This is a genomic window from Terribacillus saccharophilus, assembly GCF_002272745.1.
In the GTDB taxonomy this organism is placed as follows: domain Bacteria; phylum Bacillota; class Bacilli; order Bacillales; family Amphibacillaceae; genus Terribacillus; species Terribacillus saccharophilus_B.
In genome coordinates, this window is sequence record NZ_NPBD01000007.1 from 776,952 (window position 1) to 798,938 (window position 21,987).

23 protein-coding genes are annotated in these 21,987 nt (G+C 41.0%); 22 read left to right on the forward strand and 1 reads right to left on the reverse strand.

Going from position 1 to position 21,987, the window contains the following annotated elements; translation table 11 throughout:
* Positions 1-56 precede the first annotated feature (56 nt).
* Complete coding sequence (locus tag CHH58_RS10940) at positions 57-689, reverse strand: YigZ family protein (RefSeq protein WP_095229153.1); 633 nt, start codon at positions 687-689, stop codon at positions 57-59.
* Positions 690-827: 138 nt separating this feature from the next.
* Here CHH58_RS10940 and CHH58_RS10945 point away from each other — a divergent pair, with 138 nt between their 5' ends.
* From CHH58_RS10945 to CHH58_RS11050, 22 genes are all read left to right on the forward strand, one after another.
* Entirely contained in the window at positions 828-1,967 is a 1,140-nt protein-coding gene (locus CHH58_RS10945) for a sensor histidine kinase (protein ID WP_095229154.1), read from the forward strand.
* Positions 1,968-2,143: 176 nt separating this feature from the next.
* The gene (locus CHH58_RS10950; protein WP_095229156.1) at positions 2,144-2,824 is read left to right on the forward strand and encodes a response regulator; all 681 of its coding nucleotides are present in this window, start codon (positions 2,144-2,146) and stop codon (positions 2,822-2,824) included.
* Between the two features lie 213 nt (positions 2,825-3,037).
* On the forward strand, positions 3,038-3,880 hold the full coding sequence (locus tag CHH58_RS10955) for a DegV family protein (protein ID WP_095232374.1): 843 nt from the start codon (positions 3,038-3,040) through the stop codon (positions 3,878-3,880).
* Positions 3,881-3,926: 46 nt separating this feature from the next.
* On the forward strand, positions 3,927-5,321 hold the full coding sequence (locus CHH58_RS10960; RefSeq protein WP_095232375.1) for a DEAD/DEAH box helicase: 1,395 nt from the start codon (positions 3,927-3,929) through the stop codon (positions 5,319-5,321).
* 140 nt (positions 5,322-5,461) lie between these two features.
* The gene (locus CHH58_RS10965) at positions 5,462-5,881 is read left to right on the forward strand and encodes a ComF family protein (RefSeq protein ID WP_095262513.1); all 420 of its coding nucleotides are present in this window, start codon (positions 5,462-5,464) and stop codon (positions 5,879-5,881) included.
* A gap of 235 nt (positions 5,882-6,116) precedes the next feature.
* Entirely contained in the window at positions 6,117-6,533 is a 417-nt protein-coding gene (locus CHH58_RS10970; protein WP_095229163.1) for a TIGR03826 family flagellar region protein, read from the forward strand.
* Between the two features lie 83 nt (positions 6,534-6,616).
* Positions 6,617-6,874, forward strand: coding sequence for a flagellar biosynthesis anti-sigma factor FlgM (flgM, locus tag CHH58_RS10975; RefSeq protein WP_038564523.1), 258 nt, complete (start codon positions 6,617-6,619; stop codon positions 6,872-6,874).
* 18 nt (positions 6,875-6,892) lie between these two features.
* Positions 6,893-7,384 (forward strand): flagellar protein FlgN, encoded by a 492-nt coding sequence (locus CHH58_RS10980; protein WP_095262514.1) that lies wholly within the window; start codon positions 6,893-6,895, stop codon positions 7,382-7,384.
* A gap of 39 nt (positions 7,385-7,423) precedes the next feature.
* The gene (flgK, locus tag CHH58_RS10985; protein ID WP_095229166.1) at positions 7,424-8,941 is read left to right on the forward strand and encodes a flagellar hook-associated protein FlgK; all 1,518 of its coding nucleotides are present in this window, start codon (positions 7,424-7,426) and stop codon (positions 8,939-8,941) included.
* 8 nt (positions 8,942-8,949) lie between these two features.
* Positions 8,950-9,834 (forward strand): flagellar hook-associated protein FlgL, encoded by an 885-nt coding sequence (flgL, locus tag CHH58_RS10990; protein WP_095229168.1) that lies wholly within the window; start codon positions 8,950-8,952, stop codon positions 9,832-9,834.
* Positions 9,835-9,894: 60 nt separating this feature from the next.
* On the forward strand, positions 9,895-10,488 hold the full coding sequence (locus tag CHH58_RS10995; RefSeq protein WP_095232378.1) for a DUF6470 family protein: 594 nt from the start codon (positions 9,895-9,897) through the stop codon (positions 10,486-10,488).
* Between the two features lie 11 nt (positions 10,489-10,499).
* Entirely contained in the window at positions 10,500-10,937 is a 438-nt protein-coding gene (gene fliW, locus CHH58_RS11000; RefSeq protein WP_170937599.1) for a flagellar assembly protein FliW, read from the forward strand.
* Entirely contained in the window at positions 10,937-11,155 is a 219-nt protein-coding gene (gene csrA / locus CHH58_RS11005; protein ID WP_095229174.1) for a carbon storage regulator CsrA, read from the forward strand. Before fliW ends, csrA begins: the two co-directional genes overlap by 1 nt.
* 134 nt (positions 11,156-11,289) lie before the next feature.
* The gene (hag, locus tag CHH58_RS11010; RefSeq protein WP_095229176.1) at positions 11,290-12,126 is read left to right on the forward strand and encodes a flagellin Hag; all 837 of its coding nucleotides are present in this window, start codon (positions 11,290-11,292) and stop codon (positions 12,124-12,126) included.
* A gap of 87 nt (positions 12,127-12,213) precedes the next feature.
* Positions 12,214-14,118 carry a glycosyltransferase family 2 protein gene (locus CHH58_RS11015; protein WP_095262515.1) on the forward strand — a complete coding sequence of 635 codons (1,905 nt, stop codon included), beginning with the start codon at positions 12,214-12,216 and terminating at the stop codon, positions 14,116-14,118.
* 62 nt (positions 14,119-14,180) lie between these two features.
* Positions 14,181-15,506 carry a glycosyltransferase gene (locus CHH58_RS11020; protein ID WP_095262516.1) on the forward strand — a complete coding sequence of 442 codons (1,326 nt, stop codon included), beginning with the start codon at positions 14,181-14,183 and terminating at the stop codon, positions 15,504-15,506.
* Positions 15,507-15,525: 19 nt separating this feature from the next.
* The gene (locus CHH58_RS11025) at positions 15,526-18,027 is read left to right on the forward strand and encodes a CDP-glycerol glycerophosphotransferase family protein (protein ID WP_095229182.1); all 2,502 of its coding nucleotides are present in this window, start codon (positions 15,526-15,528) and stop codon (positions 18,025-18,027) included.
* 200 nt (positions 18,028-18,227) lie between these two features.
* Positions 18,228-19,073 carry an STAS domain-containing protein gene (locus CHH58_RS11030; RefSeq protein WP_095229184.1) on the forward strand — a complete coding sequence of 282 codons (846 nt, stop codon included), beginning with the start codon at positions 18,228-18,230 and terminating at the stop codon, positions 19,071-19,073.
* Between the two features lie 157 nt (positions 19,074-19,230).
* Complete coding sequence (gene flaG / locus CHH58_RS11035) at positions 19,231-19,584, forward strand: flagellar protein FlaG (protein ID WP_095232410.1); 354 nt, start codon at positions 19,231-19,233, stop codon at positions 19,582-19,584.
* A 15-nt stretch (positions 19,585-19,599) separates the two neighbouring features.
* Positions 19,600-21,126: a flagellar hook-associated protein 2 gene (locus tag CHH58_RS11040; RefSeq protein WP_249275105.1), complete on the forward strand. Its 1,527-nt coding sequence runs from the start codon at positions 19,600-19,602 to the stop codon at positions 21,124-21,126.
* A 22-nt stretch (positions 21,127-21,148) separates the two neighbouring features.
* Positions 21,149-21,547, forward strand: coding sequence for a flagellar export chaperone FliS (gene fliS / locus CHH58_RS11045; RefSeq protein WP_095262517.1), 399 nt, complete (start codon positions 21,149-21,151; stop codon positions 21,545-21,547).
* Positions 21,547-21,900: a flagellar protein FliT gene (locus CHH58_RS11050; RefSeq protein ID WP_095232412.1), complete on the forward strand. Its 354-nt coding sequence runs from the start codon at positions 21,547-21,549 to the stop codon at positions 21,898-21,900. The genes fliS and CHH58_RS11050 overlap by 1 nt, the downstream gene beginning before the upstream one ends.
* The last annotated feature ends 87 nt before the right edge of the window (positions 21,901-21,987 follow it).

A 21,987-nucleotide genomic window follows, 5' to 3' on the forward strand; every position in this document is an offset into this window, starting at 1 on the left:
TTTCCCGGGTAATAATTTGTCAAAAAAAAGAAGATGTGTAGAAGCCGGCTCGACTTTTACACATCTTCTTCTATATATTCTTGACCGCCAAATATGATTTCTGCCTGTGCATTCGTCATATCTGTAACATATGCTTGGAATTCTTCTTCCTGTCCAGATTGGAATGCGGCATGAAGCACGACACGGTCAGCATAATCAATATTACGCAATGTATAGGCAGATTGCCGTAGTTCATTTTCGACTTTTCCGAGCAATGTATAATCGATATGAATTTCAGCCAGCTGCATGAGCTGCCGTTTTACGACACCAATTTCATCTATTGATTGCGATGCAGACCCAGAATAAGCGCGGATTAAACCGCCAGCTCCGAGTTTAATACCGCCAAAATACCTTGTGACGACAACAGCGGTATCCTTCAGGCCCTTCTTTTTCAATACTTCCAGAATCGGCACTCCAGCAGTTCCGCTCGGTTCACCATCATCACTAGCTTTTTGAATCAAGTCGTGTTCCCCGATCATATAAGCTGAGCAGTTATGGGTGGCATCTTTATGCTCTTTCTTGATTTTCTGAACGAAACTTATTGCTTCTTCTTCTGTCTCAACACGCTTCACATGACCGATAAAACGGGATTTTTGGATGACAATTTCGTGTGAACCTTCCGTTTTTACGGTAAAATAAGTTGTAAGCATCTTGCATTTTACCTCCTTGAGCACTCATTATATAAAGATAGCAGAAAACATGACGAATTACATAGAAAAGTATCCCGCAAACCCCATAAAGCAGTTGGGTAATTCGAATGATATAGCATACAAGATTGGAGAAATGAAATGGGTAAAAAAATCGAAGACAAAGCACTCGACCGAATCATCACTGAAATGGTGGAAGCTGTCGAGAACAGCAAGGATGAGATTTTTTACATAGGGGAAGAGTCACGCATGGAATATGAACAGCTTCTCGCTGATCTGCAGCTCACGAAGGAAAAGGTGGCTGATATGATCAAGGAAGGTGATCAGCTGGAACAGAAGGTCCGCTATTCCAAGATCCGCTTATCCGATGTGAGCCGTGATTTCGATCGCTATTCGGAGGAAGAGATCCGGGAAGTGTACGAGCAGACCCATAAGCTTCAGATTGAGTTGCGCATGTCCCGTGAAAAGGAAAAGCTTCTCCGGGAACGCCGTGATGAGATCCAGCGCCGATTGCAGGGACTGGAATTGAAAATGAAGCGCGCAGAAGGTCTTGTAGGTAAGATTAGTGTCGTCCTCAACTATCTGAATGATGATTTCAAACAAGTTTCCCAGCTGATTATTGATGCGAAGGAGAAACAGGAATTCGGATTGAAAATTATTGAAGCGCAAGAGGAAGAACGTCGCAGGCTATCCAGGGAAATGCATGACGGCCCTGCTCAAATGCTGGCGAATATACTGCTCAGATCCGAACTTGTTGATCGTACCTTCCGCGAAAGAAGTACAGAGGAAGCACTGCTTGAAATTCAGAATATGCGCAAGATGGTTCGCAGCTCGCTGTACGAAGTGCGCCGCATCATCTATGACCTTCGCCCGATGGCACTAGATGATCTTGGTTTGCTGCCTACAATAAGAAAGTACTTGGCTAATATTGAAGAATTCAATAATATCCATATTGATTTCACAGCATTGAAGGCAGAGAAACGCTTGGATCCCAAGTATGAGGTGGCATTGTTCCGTCTTACCCAGGAAGCAGTTCAGAATGCAGTCAAGCATGCAGAGCCAAGCACAATCAAAGTCCGCCTTGAAGTTATGCAGGAATTGGTTGTTATCAGCATCATTGACGATGGCAAAGGATTTGATGTTACTGTAAAGAAGGAAAACTCCTTTGGAATCATCGGAATGCGTGAGCGTGTCGAGATGTTAGACGGTACCATTGCCTTCCATTCTGAGATTGGAAAAGGGACCCGAGTCCTAATCAAGGTACCCCTTACAGAGGGATAAAAAGAAGGATTACAGTGGCGATAATCAGGTAATTATGCTTATAATTAGGAGCATGCATTAATGTCAACCGCTAGACGGGACTTGTTAACGCACTCATATTGACAATTTACTCATAATTTCTTAAAACATGCAGCAAAAGATGAAAAATGATAAGAACTTGTAGGAGGAGCGAACACATGAGTATTGGAATATTATTGATTGATGACCATAAGCTATTTCGAGAGGGAGTCAAACGTATCCTGGAATTCGAACCGGCTTTCCAGGTCGTAGCAGAAGGAGACGACGGTTCAGAGGCGCTTGAGCTTGTTGAGAAGTTTAATCCTGACGTCGTTCTTATGGATATTAATATGCCGACTACGAACGGTGTACAAGCAACAGCTGACTTGATCAAGCACCGTCCAGATATCAATGTTATCATCCTTTCTATCCATGATGATGAGAACTATGTGACACATGCTTTGAAAACAGGTGCACAAGGTTACCTGCTGAAAGAAATGGATGCAGATTCTTTGATTGATGCGATCAAGGTCGTTAGTGAAGGCGGATCCTATTTGCATCCGAAAGTCACTCATAATCTTGTGAAAGAATACAGACGCCTTTCAGAGGAAAGCAATTCGTCTATTTCGAGCAAAATCGGCGAACACCGCCGTCCTTTGCACTTGCTTACACGCAGAGAATGTGAAGTACTGCAGCTGCTTGCTGACGGTAAGAGCAACCGCGGTGTAGCGGAAGCATTATATATCAGTGAAAAAACAGTTAAGAACCATGTTAGTAATATCTTGCAGAAGATGAATGTAAATGACCGTACGCAGGCAGTTGTAACGGCAATTCGCAACGGCTGGGTCGAAGTATTGTAAGGTGAAAGTCCGGGCTATAAAGCCCGGACTTTTTTGTATTTCTAATAAAGGATTAAGCAAAATTCGCTATTTCAAGCAGGTAATCTTTAATTTTTTACTTACTCGCATGAGTTGGAATTCCTAATTGATTGATGCAAAAAGGACAGGCATAGGGTAAGATAGAGGCAGAAAACGTTAGATAGAAAGCAGAAAAACATAAGGGAGACCGATAGCATGAATATTGCTGTGATGACAGATAGTACAGCATATCTTACGCCAGAACAGCGAGAAGCGTTTGACATACATATGATCCCATTGCAGGTTGTTTTCGACGATGCAACATATGAAGAAGAAGTGGATATCACTGCTTCGGAATTTTATGAAAAGGTCAAGCAGCAGAAGACATTGCCTAAGACGTCGCAGCCAGTTGTCGGCAAAGTGATCGAGAAACTTGAGGAGCTGAGCCAATCCTACGATGCCGTCATTAGTGTGCATCTTTCCAGCGGTATCAGTGGTACATACCAATCTATGGTTGCTGCTGATGATATGGTTGAAGGAATAGACGTACATGCGTATGATTCCGAGCTGAGCTGTATGGCTCAGGGCTACTATGCGTTGGAAGCAGCTCGTATGGTGAAACAAGGAGCTAGTGTGGAAGAAATTCTCAAGCGTTTGGATGAAATGAAAGAAACGATGATCGCATACTTCATCGTCGACGATTTATCCAATTTGCAACGTGGAGGACGCTTAAACGGGGCGCAAGCCATTATCGGCAGTCTGCTCCAGGTAAAACCGGTCCTCCATTTTGAGGATAAAAGAATAGTACCGTTTGAAAAGATTCGTACGAAGAAGAAAGCTATCAGCCGTATCAAAGCATTGTTAGCAGAGCAAGCGGCAGATGGTGCGAAAATGAAGGCATGCTTACTTCACGGCAATCGACCTGAAGAAGCAGAAATTCTGCGTCAAGAATTGGCAGCTGAACATCCGAATGTGGAAGTGGAAGTCTCTTATTTCGGTCCGGTTATCGCCACCCATCTTGGGGAAGGTGCAATCGGTCTTGTGTGGTACAAAGTTTAAAAGGGGAGAATTTTTCTCCCCTTTTTTAATAGAAAGGAGCAAGTAAATGGAACTTGATCCAAAACGCTATGCTGGCAAGCGATTATTGCGTCGTGAAATACCCCTCTCAACGAATGTCCTCAGAGAAGCACTCCAACACCAACACTTCAAACAGATTCCAACACTCCGAAAAGAAAAAAACAGCATGTATTGCAATCGATGCAATGCTACCCAGCCTCATTTGCAAAATATTGACTGCCAGATTTGTGACCGTACGCATCTGTATTGCCGAAATTGCATTCAGATGGGAAGAGTAAGTTCCTGTGAATCTTTCTATGAATGGTCCGGTCCAGAGCCTGACTGGCATATTCATGCTAAACCTTGTGCATGGGAAGGAGAACTGACCAGACATCAGCAGATTGCGGCAGATACAATCGATCAGACGATGAAGCAGAATGGGAAGCTACTGGTACATGCTGTGTGTGGCGCAGGGAAGACTGAGATGCTCTTCCAAGGCATTACAACCTCTCTCCGGCAAGGCAAAAGAATTTGTCTCGCAACACCGCGAGCGGATGTTGTCCGGGAATTGCTGCCGCGATTTCAGCAGGCTTTCCCGAATGTCACCGTTCAAGCATTGTATGGCGGAAGTCCGGATAAAACCGGTGACGGTCAGCTTATCCTGGCGACCACGCATCAGCTTCTGCGATTTTATCAAGCTTTTGATGTACTCATTATTGATGAAATCGATGCTTTTCCATATCATGCAGACCCGATGCTCCATGTAGCTTCCGAAAAAGCCAAGAAACCCACATGTGCCTCCATCTTCCTCACCGCAACACCACGACAAAAAGAAAAGCGGCAAATCGCTGCTAAAACCCTCCCGCATGTTTTCGTTCCCGTACGGTTTCATGGACAGCCTCTTCCAGTACCAGCTTCAAAGCTCTGCATTGGTTTGCATAAGCAACTTCGAAAAGGAAGCTTTCAAAAAGGGCTGCTGCATTGGCTCCATAATCGAAGGAATGCTACTAGACAGGTACTTATTTTCCTCCCTACCGTTGTACTTGCTAATAGACTGCAAGATGAAGCGATGGAAGTGCTGCGTCCATTTGCGCAAAAAATCCTCCCAAAAAGAGAAGCTGAAACACTAATCAGAACCGTCCATGCTGCCGATAAAGACAGAGAGGCAAAAGTACAGGCGTTCCGAAATCGGGAAATAGCCATTATATTGACGACGACCATTCTTGAGCGTGGTGTCACGTTTCCTTCTGTGGATGTGGCTATTTTAGATGCTGCTCATGATGTGTTTGATGAGGCAGCATTGGTGCAGATTGCTGGTCGCGCCGGTAGAAGTCCGGCCGATCCGACGGGAGAGGTCATCTTTTTCCATGAAGGAAGAAGTGACGCTATGGATAAAGCAGTTCGGGCCATTCAAGACATGAATCGAAGGGCAAAGCGTCTATGAACCTCTGTATTGGATGCGGAGAGGCGTATACTTCCCGACCGAGCTGGTCCATTTTCTTCTGGCCGGAGCGTATTTCGCTTCTTTGTAGGGATTGCGAAGAATCTTTTCACAGGCTGAAGGAGCCAGGTTGCCCAAGTTGCATGAAGCAGACAGGTTCTAGTATTTGTTCGGATTGTCTGGAGTGGGAGAAATCGAGCTATCAGGGTGTGCTGGAAAAGAATGTTTCGTTATACAGCTATGAGCCTTTTATGCAGGATTATATAGCAAGATGGAAATATAGAGGCGATTATATACTGGGAAAAGTGTTTGAAGCAGAGTTTCGGAAACTCTATTATCAGCATTTCCAGGATTCCAAGTATGAGGTTGTTTCTATTCCGATAAGCGCAGAGCGGATGGTGGAAAGAGGCTTCAATCAAGCTGGAGAGTTAGCTGCTTTTACGCGGGCCAAGCGGAAAGATGTACTAGGAAGGAAGAAAGCATGGAGAAAAGCAATCCAAGCGCAGACGATTGCACAGGCTGACTGCAGAAAATCCTTTTCATTTGCTATCAGAGCCGCCTAAATACGCGGTGTTGATTGATGATATTTATACAACAGGCACAACGCTAAGGCATGCTGCTCAGGTTTTGCAGGAAAATGGTACCGATTTTGTGGCTGCCTGTACGTTAATTAGGGGGTAACTTTCCCATATGCCAAATGTCGCGTAAAGCGCAGGATTGTCACATTAGCATGCTATAATTATACTAATCAGGTCACCATCGAGTGTACCTATTATACTAGGAGGAGGGCGTTAGCCTATGTTAGAACTAGCAAATTGCGTCCGCTGCGGAAGCGTATTCGCACGAGATTACCGAGATATTTGTCCGAATTGTCATCGAGAGGAAGAGCGTTCCTATCAAATGGTCTATCAATATCTGCGCAAACGTGAAAATCGCCAAGCAACCATCCAGCAAATTACGGAAGTAACAACAGTACCAGAATCATTGATCATTAAATTTGTCCGCGAAAAACGATTGCAGCCAAGTCAATTCCCGATGCTGTCTTATTCCTGCCGTAACTGTTCCAATCAGATTACAGAAGGTGAAATCTGCACAGATTGCAAAGACCAATTGCGCAAAGATTTGGATATTGCCCGCGAATTGGATGATAAACGGGTAGCTGCCGGTGTTAAAGAGCAGCGTGTCTATTACAATGCAGACCGTTCTGCGAAATAATTCGTTAAATCGCTTAACATTTCCCCGATGTTGACCGATACTATCTGTAAGAGTGTTAAGAAGTTGGAAAGGGGTGTAGATCTTTGAAAATTCAAGGTCCGAACCAATCCGGTTTCAATCCGTACACAAAACAGCTCAAGCAGCAAGCTGATTTGCAAAAAGCAAGTCAGCGCCAGGATAAGCTGGAGATTTCTCCTGAGGCAAAACGTCTTCAGGAAGGCGATAAAATCCAGGCTAGCCGTCAGAGCCATGTGGAACAGATAAAAGCCGCAGTACAAAATGGCGAATATAAAGTCGATGCAGAGAAAACCGCTAAGAAAATGATGGATTTTTGGTCATAAGACCAAGGAGGAGCAACCATGGCTTTACAAGCTTTATTAGAAACAATTGAAAAACTGCATAAATTGCATCGGAGTCTTCTGGAAATCAGCAAGCTGAAAAGTGATTTTTTGAAGGCTAATGACATGGAAGGCCTGCAGAAGCAGCTGCTTGCAGAGAAGAAGCATGTGCAAGCAGTAGCCCAACTCGAGAAACAGAGAATCAAGCAAACAGAAGCTTATGCTGTTGCTTCTGGGCTTCCGGTGCCGTCAACTGTTTCTGAGCTTTTGGAACTGATCACAGATCAAAAGATAGCTCTTCGGTTTGAACAAGAACTGATTGGCCTTACTGAGACGGTGACAGAGCTCAAGAAGCAGGAAGCACTCAATCAGCAGCTGCTGGAGCAGTCGATGCAATTCTTGCAAATTTCATTGGATATGCTTGCTCCCTCCATTCAGTCATTGAATTATGGAACACCGAATCAAGATCAGCAGCGACCGCAGAATCGCACCTTATTTGACTCCAAAGCATAACACAGATACGGAAAAGCTATCGGTAAAAGGGGAATATACATGGGATCAACATTCCAAGGATTGGAAATCGCCCGTTCTGCGCTATTCGCACAGCAGACGGCGTTATATACGACAAGTAATAATATTGCAAATGCAAACACAAAAGGCTATACAAGGCAACGCGTTAACTTCGAACAAATCTCCCCATATCCAGCCGCAGGACTAAACCGTCCACAAATAGCCGGACAGCAGGGAACAGGTGTCCAAGCAGGTTCGATCGAACGGATCCGCAATAGTTATCTGGATGCACAATATCGTTCGCAGACGGGTACGGCTGCTTATTGGAGTATGAAATCAGAAGCTTTGAGCCGCATGGAAGGCGTCATCAATGAGCCGTCTGATTCAGGCTTATCTGCTGTTTTGGATGATTTCTGGAGTTCTCTCCAAGATCTTTCAGCTACACCGGATGAATCTGGTGCACGTTCTGTCGCCTTAGAAAAAGGTAAGGCTGTTGCAGATACATTTAATTATATCTCTGGCAGCCTTACCAATGTACGAGGCGATTTGCGTGATCAGATAGATAATGTATCTGTAAAGAGTGTCAATTCGTATTTGAACCAAATCAATGAATTGAACAAACAGATAGCAGAGATGGAACCACATGGTATGGTAACGAATGATCTGTATGATAAACGAGATGTACTCATTGATGAGTTATCATCAATGGTTAACATTAAAGTAGAATATCAAGAGTCAGGCGGTTTGGCTCCGACTGCTGCACAAGGTATCGCGAAGATTACATTGGTTGATGATCAAGGTGCAGCTCAAGCAGTGCTTGTTGATCCAGATACGAAGACATATCAGCCATTGTCCATTCAGTATGGTCAAGATGAAAACGGCATGGAAGCTGTAGAGAGTATCACATTCGGAGATACAGAAATTGCTGTAGAGGATTTTACATCCAAAGGTGAGCTCAAAGGCTTGATAGATTCTTATGGTTATTTGGAAGATGGTTCTGTTAAAGGTACATATCCGGAAATGATGAAGAACCTTGATAAAATGGCGTTTAACTTTGCACAGGCCATCAATGCTGTGCAGCAAACTGGTTATACAAAAGGTGGCGTGGTTTCAGGAATCGATTTCTTTGATGCTGGTGGGTCAGAGTACGGTGCTGCGGCAAGTATTAGTTTGTCTGATGAGATTGATGGTAATCCTGATTTAATTGCAGTAAGTGCAGATGGCACTTCCGGTAATGGTGATAATGCAAAGAAGCTTTCTGAAGCAATGCGTTCCCCATTGGATGGACTGGGCGGTACTTCTGTCAGCAGCTTTTATGAAGGTATGATTGGAACATTAGGTGTAAATGCACAGGAAGCGAAGAGACAAGCAACGAATTCTATTTCATTAGTTGACCAAGCTGATTTGCAGCGTCAATCTGTTTCCAGTGTTTCACTTGATGAAGAAATGACAAACATGATCAAGTTCCAGCACGCCTATAATGCTGCAGCCCGCAGCATGACAGCCGTTGACGAAATGCTCGATACAATTATTAATAACATGGGATTAGTAGGGAGGTAAGTGAAAGTATGCGAATAACACAAAGTATGATGTCCAACAGTATGCTGCGTAATCTAAGCAACAGCTACAGTGACCTGAACAAGTACACGGAACAGCTGTCATCAGGGAAAAAAATCACAAAGCCTTCTGATGATCCAGTTGTTGCAACGAAGGGTATGAGCTATCGCACAGAGGTACGTGATGTTGCGCAATACAAGCGGAATCTTTCGGAGGCGCAGACTTGGATTGATAACTCTGATTCTGCCTTGAGCAATGCTACAAGTGCACTACAGCGACTTCGTGAATTAGCTGTCCAAGCGAGCAACGGTACTTATGAAGAGGGACAGCGCGGAAATATTGCAGAGGAAGTTGATCAGTTAAAAGAACAGCTGGCAACGATTGCGAATACACAAGTGAATGAGAAATATATTTTTAATGGCTCCGCTACTAACACTGCTCCAGTTACAATTAATGAAGATGGAAGCACTACTGTAGATTTCAATTCTAATGCTGTTAATCTGACTTTGTCTAAAGGTGTTGATGTACAGATTAATGTCGATGGCGGTGCAGTATTTGGAAATAAATTATTCGATGACTTGAATAACTTCTCTGCAGCACTCCGCTCCAACGGCTCTGATGAAGACTTAGATCAGTATATTGGGCTGATTGACGAGAACATCAATAATCTTGTCAACGAAAGAGCAGATATAGGTGCACGGATGAATCGTATGGATCTTGTAGAATCACGCTTAGGTGACCAGGAGCTTTCAGCGACAGAATTGATGTCCAATAATGAAGATGCCGAGATGGAAGAAGTTATTATGAATCTTACTTCCCAGGAAGCTGTTCACCGAGCAGCGATGTCAGCTGGTGCGCGAATTATACAACCAACTCTTATGGACTTCTTACGATAAAATAGATAAAGCTCTGCCAGTTGGCGGGGCTTTTTGTATAGAAAGGAGCGAACGATATTCATGCAAATGCCTCAGGTACGATTGCAATCGCAGCAAGCTAAAATCAGCCTTAATACAACTGATGCTGCTGTAAATATTCAACAACCTAAAGCAGAACAAACTATCCGTCAGCCACAAGCAGAAATCACAATGCATACGACACCATCCAAGCTTACGATTGATCAGACGCAAGCTTGGAATGATATGGACTTAAAATCTGTTTTTAAGCGAACAGAGGATTTTGCTCAGCTTGGTAAGAAATCTAACTTGGAAGGCATCGCGCGCCGTGTCCAGGAAGGCAAAGAAATGATGGAGATTGAAAAAGGCGGAGATCCGATTGTGGCACAAGCAAAACGGATAGATGAAAGGAAACTGAAGGATTTCGCTATTGGGTGGATCCCTTCCCGTTTTTCTGTGAAAATCGATTACCAGCCTTCTCATTTGGATATCGATGTGAATATCAATTCTCCGGAAATAAAGAATACCCCGAATAAGCCGCAGGTCGCTTATGAACGCGGACAAGTGGATACAGGTATCCTGCAGTATCAGTCACTTAAGGTAGATTTTGAAAACTTGAAGTTTCATGGTGTTAACGGATTCGAGATAAATATATGAGGAGTTTAGAAATGAATATTGAGACAAAATACTTTGGAAACATGTCGGTCGATGAAGAAAAGGGGATTCGTTTCACAAAAGGCTTACCGGGTTTCCAGGAGGAAAAGATGTTTGTATTGATTGATTTTCCTGATAACCCTCTATTTCAAATTCTGCAAAGTACTGTAACAGCCCACGTGGCATTTGTAGTGGCCAGCCCATACCATTTCCGTGAGGAATATTCATTCAATTTGGGTGAACAAACAAAAGAAGAGCTGGCAATCACATCACCAAATCAAGTGAAGGTTTTATCAATACTGACTTTGCGTAAACCTTTTGAAAAGAGCACGATTAATTTACAGGCACCAATTGTTATTAATGTAGATGCATTAAAAGGGCAGCAAGTCATTCTTACGGATGATTTTTCTGCTCGTACACCTTTGCAAACTGAGAAAGCGAGGGCAAAATAATGCTTGTTCTCACAAGAAAGGTTGGAGAGTCAGTTAAGATTGGTGATGACATAGAATTAAAAGTCCTGAGTATTGATGGTGAACAGATCAAGCTTGGTATAGATGCTCCCAGAGAGATAGCTATACATCGGAAGGAAGTTTATCTATCAATTGAACAGGAAAATAGTGCGGCTGTCGAAACTTCTGTCGATTTACTTAAATTCTTAAAAAAAGAATAAAGAAAAAGCTAAACATATGGTGAAATCCTCCGATATAAATAGTACAGCAAAGGTGAGCACGGGCGGCCGACCGTTGCGAACCAGTGAAACCACAAGGATGTGGGCTGTACTTACACTCAAGGAGGAATTTTAAAATGAGAATCAATCATAATATCGCTGCTCTTAACACTTACAACAAACTAAGTGCTAACTCTGCTGCAACACAAGGATCTTTGGAAAAACTATCTTCAGGTCTTAAAATCAACAAAGCTGGAGACGATGCTGCAGGTCTAGCAATCTCCGAAAAAATGCGCGGACAGATCCGTGGTCTTGACATGGCTTCTAAAAACGCACAAGATGGTATCTCTTTGATCCAAACAGCTGAGGGTGCTTTGAACGAAACTCACTCTATCCTACAGCGTATGCGTGAATTGGCTACACAGTCTGCCAACGACACTAACACTGATACAGACCGTGCTGAACTACAAAAAGAAGTAGATCAGTTGGCTCAAGAGATCACTCGTATCTCTACAGACACTGAATTCAACACGAAGAAACTAATCAACGGTGATGCAGCGACAACTGCAATGACATTCCATATCGGTGCAAACGAAGGTCAAAACATTGAACTTACAATTGCTGACATGGGCGCTTCAGCGCTAGGCGTAGAAGGTGCTTCTACTACTGCTGGTATCAACATCTCTTCTCAAAGTGATGCTGACGCAGCTATCTCTACAATCAACACTGCAATCGAAACTGTTTCTGCTGAGCGCTCTAAACTTGGTGCTTACCAAAACCGTTTGGATCACACAATCAACAACTTGCAAACATCTTCAGAAAACCTAACAGCTTCCGAATCTCGTATTCGTGACGTTGACATGGCTTCTGAAATGATGGAATTCACTAAGAACAACATCCTTTCTCAAGCTGCACAGTCTATGCTTGCACAAGCTAACCAGCAGCCACAAGGTGTATTGCAACTACTTCAGTAATTTCATTATAGGCGAAATTCTTTTCGCCTATAAAAATACTGGTCCAATTGATTTTGGACCAGTATTTTTATAGATTGAGGTGTTACTGTGAAGAAAAAACCATTTGTTTCTCTTTGTATGATTGTTAAAAATGAAGAGAAAGTAATTAAACGTTGCTTAGATTCAGTTGTGGATTTAATTGAAGACATTATTATAGTAGATACTGGCTCTACTGACAGTACAATAAAGATCATTCAAGAGTACGAGAATATTCAATTATTTAATTTTGAATGGAATAATAGTTTTGCTGATGCCAGGAATTTCGCTGCGAGTCACGCACAGGGTGAATGGATACTTGTATTAGATGCAGATGAATTTCTTGAGCCAACAAATGCCCGTGCTGTATTAGATGACTTAAAAAATAGTAAAGACGATGTTTATGCAATAAATATTGTCAATTTTGTCGGTAGCGATGGGAATCGCATTATAGAAAATAAACATGTTAGATTGTACAAAAATTCTGGTGTTTATAAATACACTAGAGCAATACATGAACAAATAACACATATAGATAGTAAAAACTTCACTATCAAATTATCAGAGCTAATTGCATATCACTCTGGATACATGGAAGAAGTAGTGAAGAATAAGCAAAAGACAAAAAGAAACAAAAAGTTAATCGATCTACAACTTAAGAGAGAAAAAGATGGCTTCGACTATTATAATCTCGGAAATGAGTTGAAGACAGAAAAGAAGTACGAGCAAGCACTTAATGCCTATGTAACTGCATATAAGAAAAAGGTGGATCCATTTATCAATTGGGTTCCTATATGCTTACTCAATATGACAGAAACATTAATATTGTTGGACAGACACAATGATGCGCTTAATGTTCTTCAAGACGCAATAAGAATATATCAAGATTCAGCTGATTTCCTCTTTATTAAAGGTTCGATTTATCTATCTCAAGGTAGACTTGAAGATGCTAAGCAAGTTTTTACACTAATTTTAAATGAGAAATCAACGTTTAAAACGGTTGTGAAGAGTTCTGATTCTATAGAATATCTCCCATTATTAAGGTTAGGTAAAATTTATGAACTAGAAAATAACATTGAAAAAGCCGTAACTTATTATTCAAAAGCTTTGAACATTAATAATCGCTGCTTTGATTCACTTACGAGTCTTATGAAGATACTTGCAGTTCATACTTCTGCAAAAGAAACATTCGAGTTAGCTAGACCTTATCTTGAATTTAATCAATACGATGTTATTCGCTTCTTACTAAACGAAGGTTTGCATGAACTTTTGAGCGAGATTGTAGAGCACATTACATTGGATAAAGATGTTTTAGATATTATAGAAGTAAAAATAGCAATAATTAATTTTACAGAAGTTCAAGAGGACTGGCTTGAAAAGGATGAACAAAAACTTGCTAAGGCATTGAAACTTAGGTTTATCGATGCCGGGGACATCTATTTACTCCATCTTCTAAAACCTGCCCAGGAATTAAGCGACGTATACCGCAATATAATATTAAATTCAGTATTAGGATTCACGATTGACGACCATTATGATAAAGACAAACTGAAAAAAGAAGATTATACTCTAGAATTCTGTTATATGATTAAGAAATTAGTCAAATACCAAAACTATAAAATTGCTAATGAGTTACTGGAACAAGTTTCTTTGTTCTCACCTTCTATATATGCAAAATTAGGAGGAATACTGTTCAAATTATCGCAACAAGATTTAGCTATTACACTGTATGAAAAATCAGATGAACATAACTTAGAGAAACAAGATTATTTAAATATAGTTCTATGGCTGAAGGCGCAAGGTAACTTAACAGAAGCGAACAGGATAGCAAAAGAAGCATTAACGAAATTTAAAGATGAATATTTATTTTATGAACAGATAATTGAGACGGATGAGAATCCAGAGCCATATTTAATGGAAGCATTGAACTTATATAAAGACAGTATATGGCTTGAAGAGAAACTATTAAGAATTTAAGAAAAAGCGCACCTTATAAAAGGTGTGTTTTTTATGATGTTAAAGGAAAGAGGCTGAATATAATGCTAATTGATATGGTTTTAGGATATGCAGAAGGAAAAGGAGGTTTAGAGGACGTATTAACTACTGTTGTTAATGGTCTTGTGAGTAAAGGGCATAGGATTCGTGTATTACAAACGCATGCTCCGAAATTCGAATCTTGGGCAGACACAATACCCGAAATTTATTATTATGGCCAGGAAGGAAAGGTGGAGGAAGAAACTGTCTCTTCAATGCAGACTGGTTATACAAACTTCTTGAAGAGTGCGGAGCTTCCTGATGTAATTATAGCAACGCATGCTCCTATACTAAGTTACATCTGCAGGACAGCTATTGCGCGCTTCAAACCTGATACTCCTGTGGTATCTTGGCTCCATGGACCGCCTGCTTATTTCGGAGGAGGACAATTTCTAAAGTATAGTGATGCGCATTTTGCAATTTCTTCGAGTATAGGTCGTACAATAAAAGATATTGCGGAGGAACAGCCAATTTATTTGATCAATAACCCTATAGATATCAAACAGAATAAGATAATTCGACCTAATGTATTAAAAGTTATATTTATTGGTAGGTTGAGTAATAGGGAAAAAAGGCTGGATTTGTTGCTAAGAGCACTAGTGAATGTGCAAGGTGAGTGGAGCTTAACTTGTATTGGAGACGGCCCTGATAAGAATATGCTCTATAATTTAGCTGATGAATTACATATTAATAAAGAAATAACATGGTTAGGTTGGAAAGAATCTCCCTGGGATGAGATAGATGAAGCATCAGTATTGGTATTGCCATCTGATGTAGAGGGGTTTGGATTAGTATTAGTAGAAGCACTATCCCGTGGCGTGGCGGTTATCTCGACAGATTGTGATGGACCAATGGATATAGTAAAAGACGGTATTAACGGGTGGATTGTTCCGAAAGGAGATTTTAACAAGATAAAAGATATTCTAAACGCTATACAATCTGGAATAATTAAGCTGCCTGATGAACAGCAGTGTGTCAATTCAGTTTTAGAGTACGAAGCTGAGAGAGTATTGGATAAAATGAATGATATTCTAAATGAACTTAAAACTGATGGATTTATTCTAAACCAAAAAGTTGTAAATGAAAGTCAGATAGATGATATCATTACTTGTAAATTTATAACAGATGATATTTATCCCGAGCTAGTAGAAAAGCTATCAGGGGAAAGAGCCTTTAAGTTGTATGATATGAAAATCGATGTGATTAATTATTCTTATACAAGAGCTATCGTTCGTTTTAGCTATCAAAAAGACAGTCATGATAGTATAGAAGAAGTAAGAGTAAAAATTGTAAATGAAAATGGGACTTGGCAGGTAAAACGAATCTTTTAAAAATAAAGGAGCATTTACCATGATCATCGATTTCGCCCTCATTTACGCAGATGGCAATGGTCAGCTTGAACAGACTTTAACGAAGGCAGCAGGTCTGCTAGCTGAGAGTGGCCACCATGTGCGTATTTTTCAATCATATCGACCTGAGAATACGAAATGGGAGTCTGAATTGCCTGAAATTCATTATTATGGGGAGAAGAGCGGGCTAGAGTACGAAAATCCAGATTCACTTATAGAAGGCTATACTAATAGTCTGCGGCATCATGGCAAACCGGATGTGATTGTTGCATTACGGGCTCCGCTTCTAAATTATGTATGCCGAACAGCGGTAGCGCAGCTGCATGGAGCGGCGCCGCGGATCTACTCGTGGTTGCAAGGAGTACCAGAGGAATATGGATATGAAGACGCGCTAAAATTTGCCGATCGACATTTGGTTATGAATGAGCAGTTAGAGGAAGCGGTTAAGCGATATGCGTTTCAGGATCAATGGCTGCATATGATTGGTGAGCCGATATTGCAGGAGAAACATGATATAATTCCTCGTCCTTCAGATAAAGCGCATTTCATCTCCGTTGGTGAACTTTCTTTGTTCGATAACTATTTTGAACAGATTTTCACCGCTTTTCGAAATGTACAGCATAAAGCTCATTTGACGGTAATAGGAGAGGGTTCTGATAAGGAAGCAATTCAAAACATGGCGCAGCAAATGGGAATAGAAACAATAGATTGGAAAGACGCAGCGGAAGACACTTGGCAACATATCGAATCGGCAACAGCAATCTTCGTTAATGGCAACTATGAAGAAGGTCACTTGCTAACAGTTGAAGCATTATCTAGAGGAGTTGTAACAGTCTTTGAAGGATCTAGTGATGATCTGCCAACCTTAGATGATCTGCCAGTTATTGCTGATGGGGCATTTGAATTGCCTTCAGCTGATGCATGTCAGGCAATGGTCCAGCCATACTACATCAATACTGTAGTGGAAAAATTAGAAAATGCCTTGAATGACGAAAGTGATAATGAGATACCTCTGCAGGCAATCCATGATTCGCAATACCTCTACTATAAAGTGTTGAATGATATTTTAACTTGTGCAATAGATGGAGCAGAGTCGGTAATTCAAACTGAAGAAGAGATCGACTATATAGCTAGTTTCTTCACCCAGCGCTACATTATGGAAGAGTTCAAGCCAGTTGAGGCAGATGTAACCAGGCAGGTTGCGTATCCTAAAGTAGAATCTGTTGACTATAACTATACTAGAGCTTCAGTGCGCTTACTGCTTATTCAAAAGTGGGTAGACCAAGATTGGTCTGAGAAAGTTTATTGCAGACTAGAGCTGATTAACAAGGCAGGAACATGGAAAATCGATCAGCTTCATAGAGAAGCACCTTATCGGTCAGAAGAACTATCTGTTTCGACAACCGGACGTAAAAAGCTAGTGATGGTAGCACGTAACAGCAGCGGTTCAAATACCTATGCTATGGCGAAACATATTCCTGATTCTATCCAAGAGGCATTTGATGTAGAACTTTTACAACAGCAAGAAACACAGGAATTCCAAGAAAAAGTCAAAGCTGCTGATGTATTAGTCATTACAGAAGCGAATATCAAGCATAAAAAGAAGCTTTACAACCCAAATCAATTAATCATCGACACATGGCACGGCTTCCCACTAAAGGCAATGGGCTTCCAGGACAAAAACGAACAGAATAAGCATGTACTGGCGGATCGATGGGGAAGCATTAATTATGTATGTTCGTACTCAGACTTCTTCAGTGATTTGATGATCCGTTGCTTCAAACTGAATCCGGATCATATTCAGATGACTGGCGCTCCTCGTAATGATTTGCTACTGCAGCGGCCAGATATACATTTCCTCAAAGAAGAATTTGATATAGATCCAAGTGAAAGCCGGATGATTTTCTTTATGCCAACATATCGGCAGGTAGCGCATAATGATCGTGCTGATACGAACTTGAATCGGGATAATCTATTTGGAATGGAAAGCTTTGATAATGATCAATTTTACGATTTTCTAGAGAGAGAAAATCTGGAGCTAGTTGTTAAATTGCATCCGGCTGAGGAAAAATTGTTTCTAAATCATTTCGAAATGCAGACTCGTGTTCATTTGCTGACGGATGAGATGTTAACGCGTTATGGAATGGATTTGTATGAAATCATGCCGCTAGCTGATATGCTGATTACGGATTATTCCTCCATTTATTTCGATTATTTGCTCCTGGATAAGCCAATTATCTTCTCGCCTGTAGATTTACAGTCTTATCAGCAAAATCGTGGGTTCATACTCGACTCGTATACAAACTGGACTCCTGGTCCGAAGGTGACTACACAGGATGCGCTGCAAGATGCTTTGGCATCATTTATAGAGAATCCTTCTTGGTATGGCGCTGAACGTAAACAGATTCGAGATCAGGTGCATCATTTCCAAGACAGTAAGTCATCTGAAAGGGTTTGGAAATTCATTCAGGAGAAGATTTCTGCTTATACCCAACCTGTGTAAAACCGCCATTTTAATGGCGGTTTTTATTTAGAAAAAAGAGGTTTCGGTCACAAACAAAGTGGGTATAGTGAGGGGTCTATTCTCCTAAGGATAGAAGTAAATAATAGTTTCTAAAGAATCTCTTAAAAATTTACAAAAATACCGAAATTACGTATATTTAAACAGGAAGATGTCAAATGAATCTCAGGAGGAGTAGGAATATGCATAGGAATAAGGACTTATATTTGTTTTTAGAGCAAAAAGCGAAGGAGCTTAACGATAGGTGGTATGAACAGCTTGATAAATCGAATAGTTCAGGCGTTTATGCATCCACCGATCCAGAGACCATTCAAAACCTCAAAAAGCAAAACTACGATTTTCATCTTCATTTCTTCCGTATTTTCATTGAGGATAAAGAGACTTTCAATAAAAGTTTTGAAGAGTGGATTATTTCTACAGCGCGTGATGAGAATCACTTGAGTACACCCACACATCAAATAATCCGTGAATTTATTGTAACTCGCGGACAGCATCTAGATTTAATAAATGAATTTTATAATTTACATAAAGACACCATTAAACCAGAGATGCTCGATCTTTGGAATCGTGAAATTATTACAGCTTTTGATCAGGTAATACTTAAAGTTACAGAAGAGATGCATCACTATTCAAATCGAAAACTTCAAGCGCAGCAGGAAATGATTAATGAACTTAGTTCGCCAGTTATCCTCCTGAATGATACGACAGCACTTCTACCATTGGTAGGGGATATTGACACGAACCGCGCAAAGCTTATTTTGGAGAATACCCTTCGAGATTGTACGGAGCAGGATGTGGACCTATTATTTATCGATCTTTCTGGTGTTATTATCATCGACACGATGGTCGCTCAGCAAATCTTTTATCTAGTTGAGGCATTGAAGCTAGTCGGTGTCGAAACAGTAATCTCAGGAATGCGCCCGGAAATCGCGCAAACTGCAGTTCAGCTTGGTGTCAGCTTCAATGCTAGGACAACAGCTACATTGACACAGGCAATTCGCACAAGCAATCGCATCTCTATCAAATAATGTGAAACTGCTTGGCGGTATTGGCTACAATTAATTTGTACGACGACGGGTACAGTTGCAGTACCTGTTTTTTTGTGCTTTTTTATCTTACATCTCTTCACATCTTTCCCATCTTGCCGATATAAAAAGAAACATATGTGCAAGGAGTTGGACTTTGATGATTGATAGATTATCTTCTGCTTCACAGCATGTTACACAACCGTCGGGAGAAAATCGTCCCGCAGCGAGCGAAACAGTACATAAACCGGAGAATGCTTCAGGTTCCTCCAAACCGTATATCGATTATGACAAATCGGATATCGAAAAAGTGATTGAAACAATGAATCAATTCCTGGAACCGACCCATACGAATATGAAATTCGAACTCCATGAAGAGTTAGATCGATATTTTGTTACAGTGGTTGACTCAGATACACAGGAAGTAATAAAAGAAATTCCACCGAAGAAGCTTTTGGATGGCTATGCCAAAATGGCAGAATTCATGGGACTTCTCGTTGATAAGAAAATATAAGGAGCAGGTGATTATATGGTAAATAGTATTTCAGGTAGTAACTCCATGCGTGTCGGAGGACTAGCTTCCGGGATGGATACAGATTCCTTAGTGGAGCAGTTAATGAATGCCGAGCGTCAGAAATTATATAAAATGCAGCAGGAGCAGACTAAACTGACATGGCAGCAGGACTCTTTACGTGGAGTGAATGCTTCATTAAAAAGCTTTGATACAAGTGCATTTAATATGAAATTGTCTACTACCTACAATGTAAAGACTACTTCATCAACAAGTTCTGCAATTACTGCAACAGCAGACTCTAGTGCATCTAATGGATCTTATTCCATTCAAGTGAGTCAAATCGCATCTTCAGCAATTAACGTAAGTACAGGGAGTATTGCTGGTGAGGGATTTGATCCTGATGCAGCCATTGGTGAGCAAACATTCACGAATGGGCAAGTTACCGCAGAAGATTTGAAATTCTCTTTCAAAACATATGATGAGAACGGTACTGCTAAAGAACATAGCTTTGAATTCAAGACAACAGACAGCTTGAACAGTATTTTAAAGCAGATTACAAACTCAGATGCAGGTGTACGTGCTTTCTATGATAAGCAGTCTGGCCAAGTCGTAATGGAAAAGAAAGATACTGGTAAATTCAACGAAAATGTAGATGGTAAAGAAATTGAATTTGACACAAGTAACTTTCTTGGTTCATTCCTTAAACTCAATCCAAATAATGAAAAAGGTGCACAAGATGCAAAATTCACCTACAATGGAGCACTTGAAATTACCTCAAATAAAAATAGCTACACACTTAGTGGTGTAACGTTCAACTTTAATGAGGTAACAGAAAGTGCAGTCAAGATTACAGTCGATAACGATGTCGATGCTGCCTACAATAAAATCAAAGAATTTGTGGACTCCTACAATAAAATTGTAGAAGATACAAACGCAAAGCTGAGCGAGAAAGTATACCGAGATTATCCCCCTTTAACAGATGATCAGAAAAAAGAAATGTCGGAAGATGAAATCAAGCTTTGGGAAGAAAAAGCGAAGAGCGGGATGCTTAAGGGGGAAACAGCCCTTCAAAACGGTCTTTACTCAATGCGTTCTGCTTGGTACAACAATGTCGAGACTGGCGGGGAGTTTACTCAGCTTGCACAGATTGGTATTACAACATCCAATGACTATTTAGACAACGGAAAGCTTGTTATTGATGAAGATAAGCTGAAAACGGCACTTAGAGAAAATCCGGATGGTGTGTATAAGCTATTCTCCAATGATGTGGAAGGATCAGGACGAGGTATTATCAATCGGATTGAAGATTCTTTGGAAATTACAATGGATAGTATTACCGAGCGTGCAGGCAATACAGACAAGACAAACCAGCAATTTACATTGGGCAGACGCCTTGATGATATTGAAGATCGTATCGATAGTTTCCAAGATTACCTAATTCAAGTAGAAGACCGCTACTGGCGCCAATTCACTGCTATGGAGACGGCAATCAGCCAAATGAACCAACAATCCGCTTATCTGGCGTCCAACTTTGGAGGATAAGCGCTAAAGGAGTAATACAAACATGTCTGTACAAAATTACCAGGCTTATCAGCAAAATTCCGTCCAGACCGCTTCTCCAGGTGAGCTGACGCTCATGCTGTACAACGGCTGTATCAAATTCATCAAATTTGCTCAGCAAGCAATTGAGAAGAAGGATATTGAAAGCAAGAACACGAACATCCAAAAAGCACAGAATATCATGCGAGAACTTATGCTCACACTTGATCCGGAGGTCCCGATTTCAAAAGAAATCATGCCTTTGTATGATTTCATAAATCAGCAGCTTATCCAAGCAAATACACATAATGATCAGCAAGCTCTCCACAGCGCCTTGGATCTGATCACTGATTTCCGTGACACATGGAAAGAAGTAGTGAAGAAAACGCGCAAACAGAAATTCGGCACAGGAGCAAGTGTCTGATGAACCGGGTTCAGGCTTTGTATGATACGACTGCACAGTTGGATTCACTTGTCAGCCAGCCAATAACAGCTGAGAATCGAGAAGAAGTCGTCCAATCTCTAACTGCACTTATGGAAGTCCGTTCAGGTCAGATGGAAGAGCTGAAGCCGCCTTTTACAACTGAGGAAAATCGGTTGGGTAAAGAGCTTCTCCCGATGAATGAACGAATCAGCAAGCATGTCCAGCAAATATTCGATCAGTTAAAGGTTGATATTCGTACAATTAAAAAACAAAAGCAGTCGGGTAAGAAATATATAAACCCGTACGCTAGCATGCAGACGCTTGATGGGAGATTCCTCGATAAACGCAAATAAGAAGTGCCTGAACCGATTCTGGTTCAGGTGCTTTTCTTATGTAAAGTTTTCATGTCCAAACGGTGACAAATTTCGATTAAACATCCA

Bases quoted from the DNA above. Each gene is read 5' to 3' on its own strand.
- CHH58_RS10940 (WP_095229153.1), bottom strand. From the start codon at position 689: ATGCTTACAACTTATTTTACCGTAAAAACGGAAGGTTCACACGAAATT.
- CHH58_RS10945 (WP_095229154.1), top strand. From the start codon at position 828: ATGGGTAAAAAAATCGAAGACAAAGCACTCGACCGAATCATCACTGAA.
- CHH58_RS10950 (WP_095229156.1), top strand. From the start codon at position 2,144: ATGAGTATTGGAATATTATTGATTGATGACCATAAGCTATTTCGAGAG.
- CHH58_RS10955 (WP_095232374.1), top strand. From the start codon at position 3,038: ATGAATATTGCTGTGATGACAGATAGTACAGCATATCTTACGCCAGAA.
- CHH58_RS10960 (WP_095232375.1), top strand. From the start codon at position 3,927: ATGGAACTTGATCCAAAACGCTATGCTGGCAAGCGATTATTGCGTCGT.
- CHH58_RS10965 (WP_095262513.1), top strand. From the start codon at position 5,462: ATGAAGCAGACAGGTTCTAGTATTTGTTCGGATTGTCTGGAGTGGGAG.
- CHH58_RS10970 (WP_095229163.1), top strand. From the start codon at position 6,117: ATGTTAGAACTAGCAAATTGCGTCCGCTGCGGAAGCGTATTCGCACGA.
- CHH58_RS10980 (WP_095262514.1), top strand. From the start codon at position 6,893: ATGGCTTTACAAGCTTTATTAGAAACAATTGAAAAACTGCATAAATTG.
- flgK (WP_095229166.1), top strand. From the start codon at position 7,424: ATGGGATCAACATTCCAAGGATTGGAAATCGCCCGTTCTGCGCTATTC.
- flgL (WP_095229168.1), top strand. From the start codon at position 8,950: ATGCGAATAACACAAAGTATGATGTCCAACAGTATGCTGCGTAATCTA.
- CHH58_RS10995 (WP_095232378.1), top strand. From the start codon at position 9,895: ATGCAAATGCCTCAGGTACGATTGCAATCGCAGCAAGCTAAAATCAGC.
- fliW (WP_170937599.1), top strand. From the start codon at position 10,500: ATGAATATTGAGACAAAATACTTTGGAAACATGTCGGTCGATGAAGAA.
- csrA (WP_095229174.1), top strand. From the start codon at position 10,937: ATGCTTGTTCTCACAAGAAAGGTTGGAGAGTCAGTTAAGATTGGTGAT.
- hag (WP_095229176.1), top strand. From the start codon at position 11,290: ATGAGAATCAATCATAATATCGCTGCTCTTAACACTTACAACAAACTA.
- CHH58_RS11020 (WP_095262516.1), top strand. From the start codon at position 14,181: ATGCTAATTGATATGGTTTTAGGATATGCAGAAGGAAAAGGAGGTTTA.
- CHH58_RS11025 (WP_095229182.1), top strand. From the start codon at position 15,526: ATGATCATCGATTTCGCCCTCATTTACGCAGATGGCAATGGTCAGCTT.
- CHH58_RS11030 (WP_095229184.1), top strand. From the start codon at position 18,228: ATGCATAGGAATAAGGACTTATATTTGTTTTTAGAGCAAAAAGCGAAG.
- flaG (WP_095232410.1), top strand. From the start codon at position 19,231: ATGATTGATAGATTATCTTCTGCTTCACAGCATGTTACACAACCGTCG.
- CHH58_RS11040 (WP_249275105.1), top strand. From the start codon at position 19,600: ATGGTAAATAGTATTTCAGGTAGTAACTCCATGCGTGTCGGAGGACTA.
- fliS (WP_095262517.1), top strand. From the start codon at position 21,149: ATGTCTGTACAAAATTACCAGGCTTATCAGCAAAATTCCGTCCAGACC.
- CHH58_RS11050 (WP_095232412.1), top strand. From the start codon at position 21,547: ATGAACCGGGTTCAGGCTTTGTATGATACGACTGCACAGTTGGATTCA.